13 protein-coding genes are annotated in these 17278 nt (G+C 72.8%); 6 read left to right on the top strand and 7 right to left on the bottom strand.

Going from position 1 to position 17278, the window contains the following annotated elements; all coding sequences use genetic code 11:
- Positions 1–222: 222 nt before the first annotated feature.
- Positions 223–519 carry a transcriptional regulator gene (locus tag EBO36_RS05400; RefSeq protein WP_122823708.1) on the bottom strand — a complete coding sequence of 99 codons (297 nt, stop codon included), beginning with the start codon at positions 517–519 and terminating at the stop codon, positions 223–225.
- Positions 516–947 carry a hypothetical protein gene (locus tag EBO36_RS15265; protein WP_127572909.1) on the bottom strand — a complete coding sequence of 144 codons (432 nt, stop codon included), beginning with the start codon at positions 945–947 and terminating at the stop codon, positions 516–518. The genes EBO36_RS05400 and EBO36_RS15265 overlap by 4 nt, the downstream gene beginning before the upstream one ends.
- A gap of 157 nt (positions 948–1104) precedes the next feature.
- Here EBO36_RS15265 and EBO36_RS05390 point away from each other — a divergent pair, with 157 nt between their 5' ends.
- A complete protein-coding gene (locus EBO36_RS05390) occupies positions 1105–2916 on the top strand; it encodes an HNH endonuclease signature motif containing protein (RefSeq protein ID WP_164471357.1) in 1812 nt (603 codons plus the stop codon).
- Positions 2917–3084: 168 nt separating this feature from the next.
- On the opposite strand, the gene EBO36_RS05385 is transcribed toward EBO36_RS05390, so the two are convergent.
- Positions 3085–4377, bottom strand: coding sequence for a deoxyguanosinetriphosphate triphosphohydrolase (locus tag EBO36_RS05385; protein WP_387967232.1), 1293 nt, complete (start codon positions 4375–4377; stop codon positions 3085–3087).
- Positions 4378–4724: 347 nt separating this feature from the next.
- Between EBO36_RS05385 and EBO36_RS05380 the strand changes: the two genes are divergently transcribed.
- On the top strand, positions 4725–5897 hold the full coding sequence (locus EBO36_RS05380) for an alpha-amylase family protein (protein WP_122823705.1): 1173 nt from the start codon (positions 4725–4727) through the stop codon (positions 5895–5897).
- A 213-nt stretch (positions 5898–6110) separates the two neighbouring features.
- Here EBO36_RS05380 and EBO36_RS05370 read toward each other — a convergent pair whose 3' ends face one another.
- The 3 genes from EBO36_RS05370 to EBO36_RS05360 form a co-directional block, all read right to left on the bottom strand.
- Positions 6111–6989, bottom strand: a complete 879-nt coding sequence (locus tag EBO36_RS05370) for a sugar ABC transporter permease (RefSeq protein ID WP_122823703.1) — start codon at positions 6987–6989, stop codon at positions 6111–6113.
- Between the two features lies 1 nt (position 6990).
- On the bottom strand, positions 6991–8607 hold the full coding sequence (locus EBO36_RS05365) for an ABC transporter permease subunit (protein ID WP_122823702.1): 1617 nt from the start codon (positions 8605–8607) through the stop codon (positions 6991–6993).
- Positions 8608–8718: 111 nt separating this feature from the next.
- On the bottom strand, positions 8719–9993 hold the full coding sequence (locus EBO36_RS05360) for a sugar ABC transporter substrate-binding protein (RefSeq protein WP_338142428.1): 1275 nt from the start codon (positions 9991–9993) through the stop codon (positions 8719–8721).
- A 168-nt stretch (positions 9994–10161) separates the two neighbouring features.
- Between EBO36_RS05360 and EBO36_RS05355 the strand changes: the two genes are divergently transcribed.
- Positions 10162–11388 carry a LacI family DNA-binding transcriptional regulator gene (locus tag EBO36_RS05355; RefSeq protein ID WP_122823701.1) on the top strand — a complete coding sequence of 409 codons (1227 nt, stop codon included), beginning with the start codon at positions 10162–10164 and terminating at the stop codon, positions 11386–11388.
- Positions 11385–13259 carry a glycoside hydrolase family 13 protein gene (locus EBO36_RS05350; RefSeq protein ID WP_122823700.1) on the top strand — a complete coding sequence of 625 codons (1875 nt, stop codon included), beginning with the start codon at positions 11385–11387 and terminating at the stop codon, positions 13257–13259. The genes EBO36_RS05355 and EBO36_RS05350 overlap by 4 nt, the downstream gene beginning before the upstream one ends.
- A gap of 211 nt (positions 13260–13470) precedes the next feature.
- On the opposite strand, the gene EBO36_RS05345 is transcribed toward EBO36_RS05350, so the two are convergent.
- The gene (locus EBO36_RS05345) at positions 13471–15051 is read right to left on the bottom strand and encodes an asparaginase (protein WP_122823699.1); all 1581 of its coding nucleotides are present in this window, start codon (positions 15049–15051) and stop codon (positions 13471–13473) included.
- 372 nt (positions 15052–15423) lie between these two features.
- On the opposite strand from EBO36_RS05345, the gene EBO36_RS05335 reads away from it, so the two are divergent.
- Both EBO36_RS05335 and EBO36_RS05330 read left to right on the top strand, forming a co-directional pair.
- Positions 15424–16410: an ATP-binding cassette domain-containing protein gene (locus EBO36_RS05335; protein ID WP_122823697.1), complete on the top strand. Its 987-nt coding sequence runs from the start codon at positions 15424–15426 to the stop codon at positions 16408–16410.
- Positions 16407–17234 (top strand): ABC transporter permease, encoded by an 828-nt coding sequence (locus EBO36_RS05330; RefSeq protein WP_122823696.1) that lies wholly within the window; start codon positions 16407–16409, stop codon positions 17232–17234. Before EBO36_RS05335 ends, EBO36_RS05330 begins: the two co-directional genes overlap by 4 nt.
- Positions 17235–17278 lie beyond the last annotated feature (44 nt).

Genomic DNA, 17278 nt, shown 5'->3' with positions numbered 1-17278 from the left:
CTCCCAGCGCAGGTGCGAGCAGTCCGAGCGGTGCGGGCAGTACGAGCGGTGCGGGCGGTGCGAGCGGTGCGAGCGGTGCGAGGAGCAGCGTTCCACGCCGCGGGTGGTGCGGGCTAGACCAGCCTGGTCACGGGCGGAGCTCGCCGGTACCCGGGGCCGCCCCGGTGCTCTCCCCTCACCGATCTGTCGTGATCATGCAGAAACGCGGGCGCCGGCGAGAAATCACGGGGGCGGCGTCGTACCAGCGACGATCTCGTGCAGCGCTTGGACGTGGCTCCGGTAGGCCTTCCTGCCCTCGGTGGTCAGCGTCAACCAGATCCGCCGCGAGTCGCGGCGCGAGCGCTCTTGCTGGACGTATCCCGCGTCTATCAGCGCTGCGACCTGCTTGCTGAGAGCGGAGGCGCTCAAGCCGACGGTCTCCTTGATGACGGACATCTCCACGGCCGTGCCGGCGTCGAGCATGGCGCAGATCTTCAGCCGGTGCATCGGGTGGATGACCGGATCCAGCTGCCCGCTCATCGGCGTGTACTGCGGTAGTGCACCACCGAGCCGAGGCCGTAGCTGAGCGTGGCCCCGGCTGCGCACGGGACGGTCGCCCACTCCAGGCCGGCTTCTCGCGTGAACAGCGACAGGATCACGAACACAGCGGACACGGCGACGAGGCTGCGGAAAGCACGGCTGGCCGGGATCGCGAACGGCGTGCCCATCCGCCGGCCCGCCCAGTAGTTGAGCGCGGAGAACGTGCCGCCCAGTGCCACCACCACCAGGGCCGCGATCATCGACGAGTCGATGATCCCCGCGAGGGCCAGTGCGCCCAGGAGCAGCGCGTTGCTCGGGTACAGCCAGAGCGGCCAGGGGCGGCTCCGAACGGCGCGTTGCGCGTCCGCGACGGCGTCTAGCCCGGAGGCCGCGTCACGGGGGTCGGGCTGGGCCTCGATAGTTTCCATGCCGGCAATCATATGTCGATGCTTTCCGTTCTGGCAACTACTTGGCGCTAGGTCGGCGACGTCGCGCATGCCGCCGGGTCTACCGCGCCGTCGAATGTCAGTGGTCGGCTCTAGCGTTCTACCAAGAGCTCGAGGCGGAGCCGAGGAGGTGGCGATCATGGCGGTGGTGTCCATCGCGCGTGAGCCCGTCGCCGGGCCGGCGTCGGCGTGGATCGCGACGCGTTCCGACCTCGCGACGTGCCGGGCATCCTTCCCCGCCGCCGAGGCGCGCGACTGGGACCCCCGCGAGCGCGAAGAGGTCATCGCCGTCCTCGACACCCTGATCTCCGAGCTGACCACGTACCGCGGCAAGGTGCTGCTGGCCCACCGGGAGGACGGGCGATGGGGAACGGCGCTGGACCGGGACTTCGCCGACTGGCGCGCTCGGTCGACGCGCGGCGGGCGAGGTGCCGCCGTCGGCGAGCTCCGCCTCGCCGAGGGCTTGGCGGACCTGCCGGAGCTGGAGCGAGCGGTGGAGAGCGGTGAGGTCGGGCTGGAGCACGCGAGAGTGCTCACGGGGTTGCGCAAGGACGCGTCGCCCGAGGTGGTCCGAGCGCTCGAGGGCGACGCCGGAGCGGACCTGCTCAACAAGGCCAGGCAGCTCAGCGCGCCTGAACTGAGGAAGGCCGCGAGCGCCGCCGCCGCACGGATCGACGCCGAGGCCGCCCAGCGCGACTTCGAGGCGGTCCACCGGCGCCGCTCCTTCACCTCGCGCCGTCACGCCGGTGGCCGCAAGGGTGAGTTCTTCCTCAACGACGTCGACGGCACGCTCCTGGAGACGGCGCTCGACGCGATCGTCGGCACCCCGGCGGCCGACGACGACCGCACGCGCGAGCAGCGCCGCGCCGACGCCCTCGTCACCCTCGCCGGACGCGTCACCCAGGCCGGGCACGACCGCAACGGCGCTCAGATCCGTCCCCACCTCGCGCTCGTGGTGACCGAGGAGACGTGGACGGCGGTGACGACACACCGCGCCGCGTTCGACGCGGCCCTCGGCTCCGACCCGACGCCCCAGACCGACTACGCCGGGCGCTCGTTCTTCCCGACCGACGACGGCGGCAGCGACCAGGACGGCTGCGATCATGACGGCCCGGTCGACGGCGACGCGGACCGTCTGCGGCGGCCCGGGCCTGAGCGGCTCTCACCTCTCGGGGCCCTCCCGCCCTTGCCGAACGTGCCGGCGGCCGAGCTCGAGGACGGCTCCGTCGTCCCGCTCGGTGAGCTGGGCCGGATCATGTGCGACTGCGAGACCACCCGCGTCGTCCTCGATGCCGAGAGCGTCCCCTTGGACGTCGGGCAGACCCAGCGCCACTACACCCGTGAGCTGCGGCGGGCGATCACCACGCGGGACCGCCACTGCCAGTGGCCGGGGTGCACCATCCGCGCCTCCTGGTGCGAGGTTCACCACAAGCACTGGTACTCCCACGGCGGGGCGACCTCCATCGACAACGGCCTGACGCTGTGCAGCTACCACCACCACCGGGTCCACGACCACCACGTCCGCATCACTCCGGTCGTCGGCGGGCACGCCTTCCATGACCGCCATGGTCAGCCCATCGGCACCACCAGGTGGCTAGCGAGGACGCCGCCCCGGCGCCGGACCGACGACGGCCTCACCCCACCCCTGCCGACGGCGGACCCGCACGGGCGAGCGACGTCCACACCACCGAATGACGCGGGGAGGGCTCTGCCCGCACCACCCGCAGACACCGGGAGAGCTCTGCCCGCACCACCCGCAGACACCGGGAGAGCTCTGCCCGCACCACCCGCAGACACCGGGAGAGCTCTGCCCGCACCACCCGCAGACACCGGGAGAGCTCTGCCCGCACGCGACCCGGCTACCACTGCTGGTGCGGCCGACCGTCGATACGCCCCCGCGCTGTGGGAGTTCGGCGCTGACCCCGGCCAGCCGGCGGAGCCTCCGTTCTAGCAAGGCTCGCTGTCGCCCGTCGTGAGGCGAGGGCCTCGATCAAGCGACCGCCGACTGCGTACTGCGTACTGCCGACCGCCGACCGCCGTCGTCCAGATCGGTGCTGCACCGAACACCCGACTGCCGGCTCCACCGTCAACCGCCGACGTCCGACCCGCCGGCCGCCGGTCAGCCGCAGAGCCGCGCGTGCCAGGCCTGAGCGCTCGGGTCCGTGAGCGAGGCGACCTGGTCCACGACCACCCGCAGGCGGGCGTCGTCGTCCGCCGCCTCGTGCCAGTCGACGACGAACGGCTCCTCGAGCTCGCGCGGCCCCTTCTCGAGGAGCACGGCGACGACGTCGGCGAGGATCGTGCGCTGGCGCAGGTAGAGCGGCTCGTGCTCGCGCGGCCCCATGACGTACAGCGCCGCGACCCCCTTGAGCATGGTGATCTCCGCGACCGTCCGGTCGGGCACCACGAGGTCGGCGGCGTACCGCGTGAGCGGACCCGCCCCGGACGCCGCCCGCGTGGCGTCGTGCGCGGCCGCGCAGAACCGCCCGATGAGCTGGCTCGTCATGTCCTTGAGGGCCGCAAGGTCCCGCCGCGTCCCCGTCCAGGACCGCAACCAGTAAGGCAGCTGGACGAGCCCCTCCAGCGCGGCCCCCAGCTCGTCGTCGTCGACCGCCGGGTCGTACCACTGACGCGCCTGGGCGACCACCCGCGCCTGCTCCCGGCCCGACCGCAGCCGCTCCAGGTCGATCTTCCCGCCGACCACCGCGTCCTCGACGTCGTGCACGCAGTAGGCGATGTCGTCGGCCAGGTCCATGACCTGCGCCTCGAGGCAGCGCCGGTGGTCCGGGGCCCCCGTGCGCAGCCACTCGAACACGGCGACATCATCCGCGTAGACGCCGAACTTCCCCGTCGTCGACCCGTCCGCCCGTCGCGGCGCGTCCACCGGCAGCCACGGGTACTTGGTCGCCGCGTCCAGGCTCGCCCGGGTGAGGTTGAGGCCGACGCACACGCCGTCGTCGGTGAAGGTCTTGGGCTCGAGGCGGGTGAGGATCCGCAACGTCTGCGCGTTGCCCTCGAACCCACCGATCCCGCTGGCGATCTCGGCCAGCGCACGCTCACCGTTGTGGCCGAACGGCGGGTGGCCGAGGTCGTGCGAGAGGCAGGCGGTGTCGACGATGTCGGGGTCGCAGCCGAGCGTCTTGCCGAGCTCGCGGCCGACCTGCGCCACCTCGAGCGAGTGCGTGAGGCGCGTGCGGACGAAGTCGTCGCTGCCCGGGCCGAGCACCTGCGTCTTCGCCCCCAGCCGCCGCAGCGCCGAGGAGTGGACCACGCGGGCCCGGTCCCGCTCGAAGGCGTTGCGGGTCGGGTTCTTCGCCGCCTCCGGCCACCAGCGCTCACGGTCGGCCGCCCCGTACGCGTCGTCGGCGACGCCGTACGCGTCGCGCACGCTCTCGATCCGCTCGGTGCTCAGGTCCACGCGAACGAGCGTAACCGCGGCAGGATCGATGCCGAGCCGCCACCCCACACGGACGCGCCGGACGCCCTCACGCGCCGCGCCCCTCACTCGCCCGCAGGCCCGCGATCCCGCCCACCCAGGGCCCCGGCGTCCCCCGCCCTCCCCACCGGACGACGTTGGAACCGACCGCGCGGGGTGCCCGCCCCTCCCCACCGGACGACGCCCGAACCGGCCGCGCGTGGCGCCGATCCCCTCCGCCGGATCACTTCCGATCCGGCCGCACGTGGGGCCCGTCCCCCTCCGCCGCGCCTACGAAATCGCGCCCAGGCGCACCCCGGCCCCAGATGGGCCAGAATGGCGGGATGACCGATGCGACGACGGAGAGCGTCGTCGTGGCGTCCGAGCCCGCGACGACGACGACGCTCGTGCACCGTGGTGCCCGGGGCGTCCAGGAGTGGTGGCGCAGCTGCGTCGTCTACGTCAACGACCCGCCCCTGCTCAACGGGCAGAGCACCGTCGACGACGTCGTCGACCGCACTGAGCTCCTCCGCCCGATCTCCCGCCTCGGCGCCGAGGCAGTCCGCATCGGCTGCCCTCCGGCCGACGACGACGCCGTCACGGCCGCCGTCGAGGAGCTCCTCGCCCGCGCCCACCGCCTCGGCCTGCGCGTCATCATGCGCATCGACCCCGCCGACGCGGCCGCCGAGGCCGCTGCCCGGCACTGGCTGGCGTGCGGCGTCGACGGGCTCGACCTCGGGTGGGTCGGACCCGGAGCCCAGGACATCTCCCACACGCGCTACCGCGAGCTCCAGACGCTCCTCGCCGAGACCGTCGACGACGGCATCCTCTCCATCCGCCTCACCCCGCAAGGGCCGGCCGCGGTGACCGAGATCCTCCACGAGGACTGGCTCCACCACGTCGTCGACACGGCGCTCACCCGCGCCCGCACGGCCGACGAGGCCCGCCGCGCGATCGACGAGGCGTACAGCGCACGCGACGTGGTCGGGGCGCCCGCCGCCTGGCTCGTCCCCGACCTCCTCGACACCGGCAGCCTGCGACGGGCGCGGGCCAGCGCCCTGCTCGTGCTGGCGCTGCCCGGCGCCCCGTACCTGCGGCAGGGCACCGAGCTCGGGCTCCCCGCGAAGCGCACCAAGGCGGAGACACCCGGTCGCGACGAGGTGGCCGAGGCCGCGCGGGCGGAGCAGCGGGGCGTCACGGGGTCCACGTTCGAGATGTTCCGCGCGGCCCTGCGGCTGCGGACGGACTTCCGCCTCGGCACCGCCTCACTGGCCTGGGTGAGCGGCCTCATCGACCCCGAGCACCCGGAGGCGATCGCCTTCCTCACCGGCGAGGTGCTCGTCGTCGCGAACGTCGGGGACACGCCGCTGCGGTTGGCGTCGGAGAGCGACGTGCTGCTCGCGAGCGGCCCCCTGGGGTCGGCGCCCGAGGGCGGCCACATCGTCCCGCCGGAGACGACGGTGTGGCTGTGGATGGCGCCGCCGGCCGCCGAGCCGGACGCGCGCGTCCGTCACTGAACGTCGCGCACTCCGCGCGGGTGTGACGCGCGCGGTCACCCGCGGGTGTGACGCGCGCGGTCCCACGCAGCGACCGCGGCGAGCCGTCGACCGGGGCGACCGGGGCGACCGCGTCGACCGGGGCGACCGCGTCGACCGGGGCGACCACACGAACGCCGGCCGGTGCGGCGCACCTGAGGGCGCACCGCACCGGCCGGCGTCGGCGGCGACCCGCTAGCCCTTGACGGCGCCCGAGGTCAGGCCCGAGACGATGAACCGCTGAAGGAACAGGAACAGCGCGATGATCGGGATCGCCGCGAGGACCGCCGCCGCCGCGAACAGGCCCCACGGCGCGTTGCGCTCGTCCGAGGCCCACTGGTAGAGCCCGACGGCGAGGGTGAAGTTGTCCTGCGACTGGAGCACCACGCGGGCGATGACGAACTCCCCGTACGCGGTGATGAAGGACAGCAGCCCGACGACGGCGAGGATCGGCGCCACCAGCCGCAGGATGATGGTGAAGAAGATCTGGGCGTGCGAGGCGCCGTCGATCTTCGCCGCCTCGTCGAGCTCCTTGGGGACAGTGTTGAAGAACCCGTACATGAGGAACGTGTTCACGCCCAGCGCCCCACCGAGGTAGACCGCGATGAGCGCGAGCCGGCTGTTGAGGCCGAGGATCGGGAACACCTCGCCCAGGCTGAGCAGCAGCAGGAAGATCGCCACGAACGTGAGCACCTGCGGGAACATCTGGACGAGCAGCAGGCCGGTAAGCGTGATCCGCCGGCCGGTGAAGCGGAACCGCGAGAACGCGTACGCCGCGGCCGCGCCCATGAGCACCGTCCCCAGCGCCGTCACCGTGGCGATGACCAGCGAGTTGAGCGCCCACTGGCCGAAGTTGGTGTCGGCGAGCTCGGTGTAGTTGCCCGCGGCCACCGTGCGGAAGAGCTGGTTCGACCCCGTGAGGCTGCCCCCGGGGTTGAGCGAGGCGGAGAGCACGTACAGCAGCGGGAGGATGCAGTAGGCGATGGCGACGATGCCGACGATGTGCCGCCACCCCACCTCACGCCACCACCGCTTGCCACGCAGCTTCGGCTGGTCGTACGCCTGAGAGGCCATGTCAGATCTCCTCGAGGGTGCGCGTCCGGCGGAAGCCGAGGTAGGAGATGAACCCGACGACGATGAAGATCATGATCGACATCGCCGACGCCAAGCCGTAGTCCCGACTGCCACCCTCGAACGCGATCGAGTAGACCATCGAGATGAGGATGTCCGTCGCGCCGACGGGTATCGGGGCGTCGGGGAAGTTCGGCCCGCCGCCCGTGAGCATGTAGATGAGCGTGAAGTTGTTGAAGTTGAACGCGAACGTCGAGATGAGCAGGGGCGCCGTCGAGACGAGGAGCAGCGGCAGCGTCATCGACCGGAAGATGCGCAGCGGCCCGGCGCCGTCCATGCGGGCGGACTCGATGACGTCCCCCGGGATCGACTGCAGGGCGCCCGTGCAGATGAGGAACATGTACGGGAACCCGAGCCACGTGTTGACGAAGAGCACGGAGAAGCGCGCCAGCCACTCGTCGGACAGCCAGGGGACCGAGGCACCGCCGAGCAGCACCTCGTTGATGAACCCGAACCGTTCGTTGAGCATCCCTCGCCACACCAGGGCCGCGAGGAAGCCCGGGAAGGCGTACGGGAGGATGAGCAGGGACCGGTAGACCTTGCGCCCGCGGATCCGTGGGTCGTTGAAGACGATCGCGAAGAACAACCCGACGCCGAACGTCGTGAGGACCGACAGCCCGGCGAAGGCGAACGTCCACGCGACGACCTGGAAGAACGACCCCGAGATGCGGGAGTCCGTGAACATCGCGGAGTAGTTGTCCAGGCCGACGGCGACCCGCCAGCCGGGGGTGAGCTCCTGGCCCTCGTCGTTGACGAAGTTGCCCTCGTCGTTGGGCCGGTACACCGCGCCGGTGTCGGTGTTCGTCATGGTGTCCGCAGCCTCGTCGTAGACGTAGAAGCTGCGGGAGATGAAGCCGACGGACCCGTTCTGGGTGCGCAGGGCACCCTCGTTCGGGTCGTCGGAGAGCGGCACGCGCAGGTCGGTGATCTCTCGCTGGACCTCGACGACCTGGGCGAAGCTGAGGACGTCGTAGCCGGGGACCTCGACGATCGTGTCGTCCTCGACGACGGCGTCGTCGACGACCTCGAGTGGCTGCTCGGCCGTGCCGACGGCGACGTCGCCGTCCTCCTCGATGACCGCGAAGCCGAGCGCGTCACCGTCACGGACCACGACGAGCGGGAGGGACGGGGAGTCCTCCACCCGCCGGTCGTTCTGCAGGAGGATCGCCTCGATGGCGTCCTCCTTGGTGGAGTTGTGCCCGTCGCCGTAGTTTGTGAAGGACACGTACCCCGTGTAGAGCATGACGAAGAGCTGGTAGACGAGCAGGAACAGCAGGCCCGGGACCAGGTACTTCGCCGGGATCATCCGGCGGGAGAAGTACACGACGTTGACGACCACCAAGGCCACCACGAGGAACGCGACGATCCCCCAGTGCCCCACCGCCGACGCGGCGAAGACGCCGTAGACACCGAGGGCGTCCACCAGGGCGACGAGCACGAGCTTCACGAGGAACCCCGGCCCGATCTTGCGCGCGTGCGACTCGTTGGGCCGCGGCTCGACGTCGGTCGACGCGCCCCGACGCCGGGTCGTACCCGAGGGTGCGCTGTCGCGGTTACTCACATCCCGCTCCTCTCGGGGCGACGTCGCCCCGTTCGATGATTCCTACACCCGGCACGGCAGGGGCGCCGCACCAGCAGTGCTGTGTGGCGCCCCTGTCGTGAGCTGTCATCGTCAGTTGGCCGCGATGGCCGCTTCGACGTTCTCCACCATGGTGGTCCAGCGCTCAGCAGCCGGCGCGTTGCCGGTGATGATGTCGACCTCCGCGGCGCCCCAGAACTCCCACACGGCGGACATCTCGGGGATGGCCGGCATCGGGACACCGGTGGCACCGGCCTCGTTGAAGCCCTCGAGGATCGGGTCGTCGAGGCCCTCAGCGACCTCGGTCATCGCGGGCACGCGTCCACCGAGCTCGAACAGCTGCGTCTGGACGTCGGGCGTGGCGATGAAGTTCACGAGGAACTCGTTGACGAGCAGCGCGTTCTCCGAGTCGATGTTCGGGAAGAACCCCTGCACACCGACGAACGGCTGGGCCTCCTCGCCACCGGCGGTGGGCACGGGGAGGACGGAGACGTCGAGGCCGGCGTCGACGAACTCGGTGACGTTCCACGGCCCGGTGACCATGTACGCGGACTCGCCGGCGAGGAAGGCCTCCTTGGCGACGTCGGCGGTGATGTTGACGTCGAGGACGCCGGCCGCACCCTGCGCCGCGAGGAACTCGGCGAAGGCCACGCCCTGCTCGCCGCCCATGGCGAGCTCGGAGGTGTAGGAGCCGTCCGCGGACTGCGCGAACACCGGCGCCCCGAACGAGGTCTGCAGCGGGTACAGGTGGTACGGGTCGGAGGCGGCCGGGTCCTGCTGGACGAGGACGGAGTACTCCGTGCCGAGCCCGGTGGCCTGGGCCACGAGCTCGTCCCACGTCGCCGGGGTCTCGGAGACCAGCTCGTTGTTGCGGACGAGGGCGATGTTCTCGATGGCGTACGGCACGCCGTACACCTGGCCGTCGTAGGTGACGCCGGCGAGGGCGGCGGGAGAGAACTCCTCCGCCGTGTCGCCGAGCTCGACCGTCCCGACGACGCCGTTGGTCACCCAGCCGCCCAGGCCGTCGTGGGCCGAGACGATGATGTCCGGGCCCTCGCCGCTGGGGACGGCCGTGATGAACTCGGTACCGATGTCGGCGGAGGCCTTCTGCACGACCTCGACCTCCACGCCGGTCTCGGCGGTGAACTCGGCGCTGATGTCCTCGACGAGGTCGACCCGGGTCTCGTCGGCCCAGATGGTGAGCGTGCCGGTGAGCTCGCCACCCTCGGTCGCGCCGCCGGTGGCGCTGTCGGTGGTCTCCTGGGCGTCCGTCGTGGGCTCGCTGCCACCGTCGCCTCCGCCGCAGGCGGCGAGGGTCAGGGTGAGCCCCGCGGCCGCGGCGATCGTGATGCTGCGTCGCATCGTCATGTCTCCTGTGTGAGTTATTCGTGGCGAGGCGACATTGGCGCGTGCCGAGGCCGCTGTGCCCGGATGTGTTGAGGCTAACCGCGCCCCGGCCGTGTCTGCAACCGTTACAGTAACTTTCAGGCAACGGTTACATCGGGCCGGTCGAGCGGAGACGAAGAGGTGTCTGGGATGCAGGGGCGCACCAGGTTGACCGATGTCGCCGAGCAGGCGGGCGTGAGCACGGCGACCGTGTCGCGCGTGCTCAACGGCAAGCCCGGCGTGGCCTCGGACACGCGGCGAGCGGTGCTCGCCGCCCTCGACATGCTCGGCTACGAGCGCCCCGACAAGCTCCGCGCGCGCTCGGCCGGGCTCATCGGTCTCATCGTCCCCGAGCTGGCCAACCCCGTCTTCCCGGCCTTCGCCCAGGCGATCGAGTCGGTGCTGTCGAACCTGGGGTACACGCCGCTGCTGTGCACGCAGTCCCCCGGTGGCACGACGGAGGACCAGTACGTCGAGATGCTCCTCGACCACTCGGTCGACGGCATCATCTTCGTCTCCGGCCTCCACGCGGACACCCAGGCCGACCCCGAGCGCTACCAGCGCCTGCGCGGGCAGGGCGTGCCGATCGTCCTCGTCAACGGGTACACGGGCGAGGTCGACGCCCCCGCCTTCGCCACGGACGACGCCGGGAGCATGGAGCTCGCCGTGCGCCACCTCGTCTCCCTGGGGCACCGGGAGATCGGCCTGGCCATCGGGCCCGAGCGGTTCGTCCCCGCCCAGCGCAAGCGTGAGGGCTTCCTCCGCGCGATGGCGCGCCACGCGGGCGTCACCGAGCCGCGCGTCGTCACGACGCTCTACACCGTCGAGGGCGGGCAGGGCGCCGGCGGGCTGCTCATCGACGCCGGCTGCACCGCCGTCGTCTGCGGGTCCGACCTCATGGCGCTCGGCGCCGTGCGCGCCGCCCGCACGCGCGGCCTCGACGTCCCGCGGGACGTCTCGATCATCGGGTACGACGACTCGCCCCTCATCGCCTTCACCGACCCGCCGCTCACCACGGTGCGCCAGCCGGTCGACGCCATGAGCCACGCCGCGGTGAGCTCGCTCATCAGCGAGATCGGCGGCGCCTCGGTGCCGCGCAGCGAGCTGCTCTTCGTCGCCGACCTCGTCGTGCGGCGGTCGACGGCGGCCGCCCCGGGATTCGCCTCCGCGGAGCACGCCGGCCTGGTGCGCCACCACGCGGTGCCGGCCGACGGCGGGACGGGCCCGGCGACGCGTGCGGCGACGGACCCGGCAGCCCCCGGCGCAACGGACCCGGCGACCCCCGGCGCCTCCGAGCATCCGGTGCCCGCGGCCGCCCCCGCGACGTCCCCCACCTCCCTGCCCGACCTCATCACCTCCGGAGACCAACCCTCGTGACCACCCGCACCACCACCAGCGCCGCCGCCCTGAGCCCGCTCCACCGCCCCGGACCCGACGCCGAGTGGTGGCGTACGGCGGTGATCTACCAGGTCTACCCCCGGTCGTTCGCCGACGCGGACGGCGACGGCACGGGCGACCTGCCCGGGATCACCGCCCGCCTGCCGCACCTCGCGGCGCTCGGGGTCGACGCCATCTGGCTGTCCCCCTTCTACCGCTCCCCCCAGGCCGACGCGGGGTACGACGTCGCCGACTACCGCGACGTCGACCCGCTGTTCGGCACGCTCGACGACGCCGATCACCTCGTCCGCGAGGCGCACGCGCTCGGGCTGCGGGTCATCATCGACCTGGTGCCGAACCACACCTCCGACCAGCACGCCTGGTTCCGCGCGGCGCTCGACGCCGGGCCCGGCAGCCCGGAGCGCGCCCGGTACCTCTTCCGTGAGGGGCTCGGGGAGCACGGCGAGGAGCCGCCGAACAACTGGTCCTCGATCTTCGGCGGGAACGCGTGGACCCGGGTCCGCGACCGCGCCGACGCCCCGGGGAGCACCTGGGCCGACGACGGCCAGTGGTACCTGCACCTGTTCGACTCCGCCCAGCCCGACCTCAACTGGGACAACCCCGAGGTCCACGCCGAGTTCGAGTCGGTCCTGCGCTTCTGGCTCGACCGGGGCGTCGACGGGTTCCGGGTCGACGTCGCCCACGGGCTCGTCAAGGCCGCGGGCCTGCCCGACTGGTCCGGCCACGTCCGCATGGTCGACGGGGAGACCGAGCCGGCCGACGGCGACGGCGCTGGTGGCGCCGCGGACGACGCGCCCAGTGACGGACCCGCCGGTACTGGCGCCGCCGCGGATCCCACGGCCGCCGCCGACCCCACGGCCGCCGACGACCCGGCGCCCGGCGCCAACCGCGGGCCGATGTTCGACCAGGAGGGCGTCCACGACATCTACCGCCGCTGGCACGAGGTCCTCGCCGAGTACGACGGCGACCGCGCGCTCGTCGCCGAGGCGTGGGTCGATCCCCTGAGCCGGCTGGCGCGGTACGTCCGCCCGGACGAGATGCACCAGGCCTTCAACTTCGCCTTCCTCGTCACCCCGTGGGACGCGGCGCGGCTGCGCGCCTGCGTCGCGGAGTCCTACGCGGCGTACGACGCCGTCGGCGCTCCCACCACGTGGGTGCTGTCCAACCACGACGTCGTCCGCCACGCCTCGCGCCTCGGCCTCGCCGAGACCGGCAAGGGCCCCAACGGGATCGGCGCCGAGGACACCCAGCCGGACGCGGCGCTCGGACTGCGGCGCGCCCGTGCGGCGAGCACGCTCATGCTGGCGCTGCCCGGCTCGGCCTACCTCTACCAGGGCGAGGAGCTCGGGCTGCCCGAGCACACGGCGCTCGACGACGACCTGCGCCAGGACCCGGCGTGGCCGCGGACCGGTTTCACCGAGAAGGGCCGGGACGGCTGCCGCGTCCCGCTGCCCTGGTCGGCCGACGAGCCCGCCTACGGGTTCTCCCCCACCGGCCGGTCCTGGCTCCCCCAGCCGGCGGACTGGGCGCCCTACGCCGTCGACGCCCAGACCGGTGTGGCCGGGTCGACGCTCGAGCTCTACCGCGAGGCCCTGCGGCTGCGCGCCGAGCTGGGCCTCGGTGCCTCCGCCGTGCGCTGGGCGGAGGGCTGGGCCGAGTCCCCGGACGTCGTGGCGTTCGTCAGCTCCGCGGCCGACCGGGCCGACGTGCTCGTCGTCACCGCGGTCGGCGACACCACCGTCACGCTGCCCGAGGGGCACGAGGTGCTGCTCGCCTCCGGCCCGCTCGAGGCCCGCGACGGAGGGACCGTGCTGCCCGCGGACACGACCGTGTGGCTCCGGCGCGGCTGAGCGCACTCCGGCTGCGGCGGGGCTGAGCTCCTCGCCGCCGAACACGCCCGCGCGGGCGGCTGGGTCTACCAGCCGCCCGCGCGGTGTCATGGAGGGCTCGGCGTCAGGGCGCCGCCGCCATCACTGCCGGCCGAGCCCGTGCGGTATCGCCGGCCGGCCGAGCCGGCGGCATCACTCGAGCCCGCGCGGGATCACTGCCTGAAGGGCATCACTACCGGCCGAGCCCGCGCGGCATGCCCGGCACACCGAGCGACCGCGTGCGCCGCTGGTGGACGGCGGCCGCGCCGACGAGCAGCGCGAGCGCCGCGGCGAGCACGATGCCCCGCGTCTCAGCACCCAGGGCGGGCAGTCCCCCGGACCCCGACCCCGAGCCCGGTCCGCCGACGGCACCGCCCGGCGCCTCCTCGCCCGCGTCCGGCTCGCTGGCAGGGTCGGTCTCCTCGCCCCCCGGGACGCCGCCGGGGACCTCGGTACCGGGCTCCTCACCGCCGGGCTCCTCAGTACCGGGCTCCTCGCCGCCGGGCTCCCCACCCGGGGGCGGCGTCGTCGGCCCGGCCGTGGGCTCCGCCGACGGCTCCGGCGTCGGGCTCGGGACCTCGCCACCGGGGACCGGGCTGACCACCCCGGCCATCGCGGACTGGTCGAAGCTCGACCCGCCGATCGTGGCGAACCACTCGCGGGCCTGCTCGATGTCGTCGGTGAACGTCCGGCTGAGGAGGAGCAGCAGCCGGGCCTTCTGCGGGATGAGGTCGCCGCCGGCGATGATGCCGTCGCCCCCACCCGAGACCGCACCGCTGCCGGTGCGGGTGGTGCTGACGAACCAGATGCCGCTCTCCACGGCGGCGCGCCGAGCCTGGCCCGGTCCGGAGGAGATCCCACCCGCACCCGTGCCGGCGGTGACGATGCCCTCGACGCCGGCGGCGGCGAAGGCGTCGATCGCCTCGCGGCCGGCCTCCTGGTAGTTGTAGAAGATCTCCACGCGCGGCAGTTCGGTCGCTGCGACCTCGTCGAGGTCGAACGGTGTGAACCACTCGTCGGTCGCGCAGTCGAGCACGCGGGCCGGGGCCCGCTGGACGTAGACCTGGTCGCCGTCGATCCAGCCCAGGGCACCGAGCTGGCGCGTGACGAAGGTGTCGTTGCGCGTCGAGTTGCCCTTGGTGACGTCGCGCGCCGCGTGGATCTCGTCGTTGAGCATGAGGACCGTGCCGAAGCAGAAGGTCTGCTGACCCGCCGCCAGCCGGATGGACTGGAGGAGGTTGGCGGGGCCGTCGGCGCCGATCACGCCGGCCTCGCTCGCCGTCTCACCGGCGGCCCAGGGGCGCATCGCGCCGCTGATGACCACGGGCTTCTTGCTCTGCACGGTGAGGTCGAGCCAGTAGGCGAACTCCTCCATCGTGTCCGTGCCGGTGGTGACGACGACGCCGTCGGACGTCTCCAGCGCCTCCTCCACCGCCTGGGTGAGCGCGTGGTACTGGGCGATCGTGTAGCCGCCGGATCCGGAGTTGCCGAACTGGACGACGTCGACGTCGGCGATCGCGGAGACCTCCGGCTCGAGGACCGAGACCATGTCCGTCATGGGGTAGGTGCCGGCGCGGTAGTCGGTGAAGGTGTCCCGGCCGGCGGCGCGGCCCGCGATGGTGCCGCCGGTGGCGACGACGGTGACGGTGGGCAGGTCGTCGGGGGCGGGCGCGGTGGCGGCGACCGCACCGGGTGCGACCAGCGCCGCGCCGACCGTCAGGGTGAGGGCGGTGAGGACGGCCAGCGGCCGCCGTCGGGACGTTCTCGTGGTCATGGTTCTCCTCGTCGTTGGGGGCGGCGCCCGCGCCACGGGGGCGTGGAGTCGCCGGGCGACGACCAGCCCGGGCGGGGTCCGGCGCAGGGGGCGGCGCCGGACCTCGCCGGGCTGGTCGTCGTCAGGGAGCACCCTCGCAGTGAGGTGTTTCACTCCCGTGACGGCGACGGGTCGCTCTGGTTTCGGACCCTGCGCGACGGCGACCCGGGGTGCCCCATCGGGCAGACCCCGCACGCCCCCGGCGTCGACGCTCGCCACGTCCCGCTCGCCTCCGAGCGGCCCCCGAGCCGCCGGGGATAAAACTCTTCTCCACGTCCGAGGCCGCGGGTAGTGTCCGGGCGAGTCGGACCTACCGGCCGACAGGGGGGCACTGTGGACACCGGGCTGGCCATCGAGGCCGAGGGCCTCGTCAAACGCTTCAAGGAGACGGTCGCCGTCGACGGCGTCGACCTCCGGGTCCCCGCCGGGACCGTCTACGGGCTCCTCGGCCCGAACGGCGCCGGCAAGACGACCGTCGTGCGCATGCTCGCCACCCTGCTGCGGCCCGACGCCGGCCGCGCCCGGGTGCTCGGCCACGACGTCGTCACCGACGCGGACGCCGTGCGCTCCCGCGTGGGCCTCACCGGCCAGTACGCCTCGGTGGACGAGGACCTCACCGGCACCGAGAACCTCGAGATCATCGCGCGCCTCTACGGCTTCTCCCCCGCGCGCGCCCGGCAGCGGGCCGCCGAGCTCCTCGGCGCGTTCCAGCTCGCCGACGCCGCGCGGAAGCAGGTGAAGACCTACTCCGGCGGCATGCGGCGGCGGATCGACCTTGCCGCGAGCCTCGTCATGAGCCCCAAGGTGCTCTTCCTCGACGAGCCGACGACCGGCCTGGACCCCCGCAGCCGCAACCAGGTGTGGGACATCGTGCGGCTCCTCGTCGCCGAGGGCGCCAGCGTCCTGCTCACCACCCAGTACCTCGACGAGGCCGACCAGCTCGCCGACCGCATCGCCGTCATCGACCACGGGCGGGTCATCGCCGAGGGCACCGCCCCGCAGCTCAAGGCGTCCGTCGGCGCCGGCACCGTGAGCCTGCGGCTCGCCGACCCGGCCCAGCGCGAGGTCGCCGCGCGCATCGTCGGCGACGTCCTGGGGACCACCGTGCACCGGTCGTCCGACCCCGCGGGCCTGGACGCCCTCGTGCCCGACGACGCCGACGGCGCCGCCGCGCGGGTCCTGCCCGCGCTCCACGAGGCGGGCGTCGCCGTCCCCGAGTTCAGCCTCGGCCTGCCCAGCCTCGACGAGGTGTTCCTCGCGCTCACCGGCGAGGAACCGGTCACCGACGACACGTCGGCCGAGCCCACGGAGGTCCGATGAGAACCCTCGACATCGGGGAGAACACCGCGCTGCGGAACGCCATCGCCGTCGTCGACGCCCCCGTACGCCCCTCGCCGCTGAGCTCGACGCTCACCTTCACCCGGCGGGCCCTGCTCAAGATCAAGCACGTGCCCGAGCAGCTCATGGACGTCACCCTCACGCCGGTGATCTTCACGCTCATGTTCACGTACCTCTTCGGCGGGGCGATCGCCGGGGACACGCGGACCTACCTGCAGTTCCTCCTGCCGGGGATCCTCGTCCAGACCGTCCTCATCGTCACGGTCTACACGGGATTTACCCTCAACACCGACATCACCAAGGGCGTCTTCGACCGGTTCCGGTCCCTGCCGATCTGGCGCCCGGCTCCCATCGTCGGGGCGCTGCTCGGGGACACGGTGCGGTACTCCGTCGCCTCGGTGATCACGCTCGGCCTCGGCCTCCTCCTGGGGTTCCGACCGGACGGCGGGGTGGTCGGCGTGGTCGCCGCCGTGGCGCTGCTCCTCGTCTTCGCCTTCGCGCTGAGCTGGATCTTCACCATCCTCGGCCTGCTCATGCGCAGCCCCAACGCCGTCATGGGCGTGTCCATGCTCGTGCTCATGCCACTGACGTTCGCGTCCAACATCTTCGTCGCGCCCGAGACGATGCCGTCCGTCCTGCGCGCGTGGGTCGACATCAACCCGGTGTCCGCCCTGGTCACCGCGGTGCGGGGGCTCATGGCCGGCACGGCGACCTTCAGCGACGTCGCCTGGGTCCTCGTGGCGGCGGCGGTCATCACGGCGATCCTCGCCCCCATCACCATGCGGATCTACCGCACCCGGAGCTAGGTTGGGGCCGCGGCCGCGCGACGGGACGTCGGCCGCGGGCTGTG

It is taken from the genome of Georgenia faecalis (assembly GCF_003710105.1).
GTDB classification, from domain to species: domain Bacteria; phylum Actinomycetota; class Actinomycetes; order Actinomycetales; family Actinomycetaceae; genus Georgenia_A; species Georgenia_A faecalis.
The sequence above is the reverse complement of the archived record's forward strand: the minus strand, read 5'-3'. Positions and strand labels throughout refer to the sequence as shown.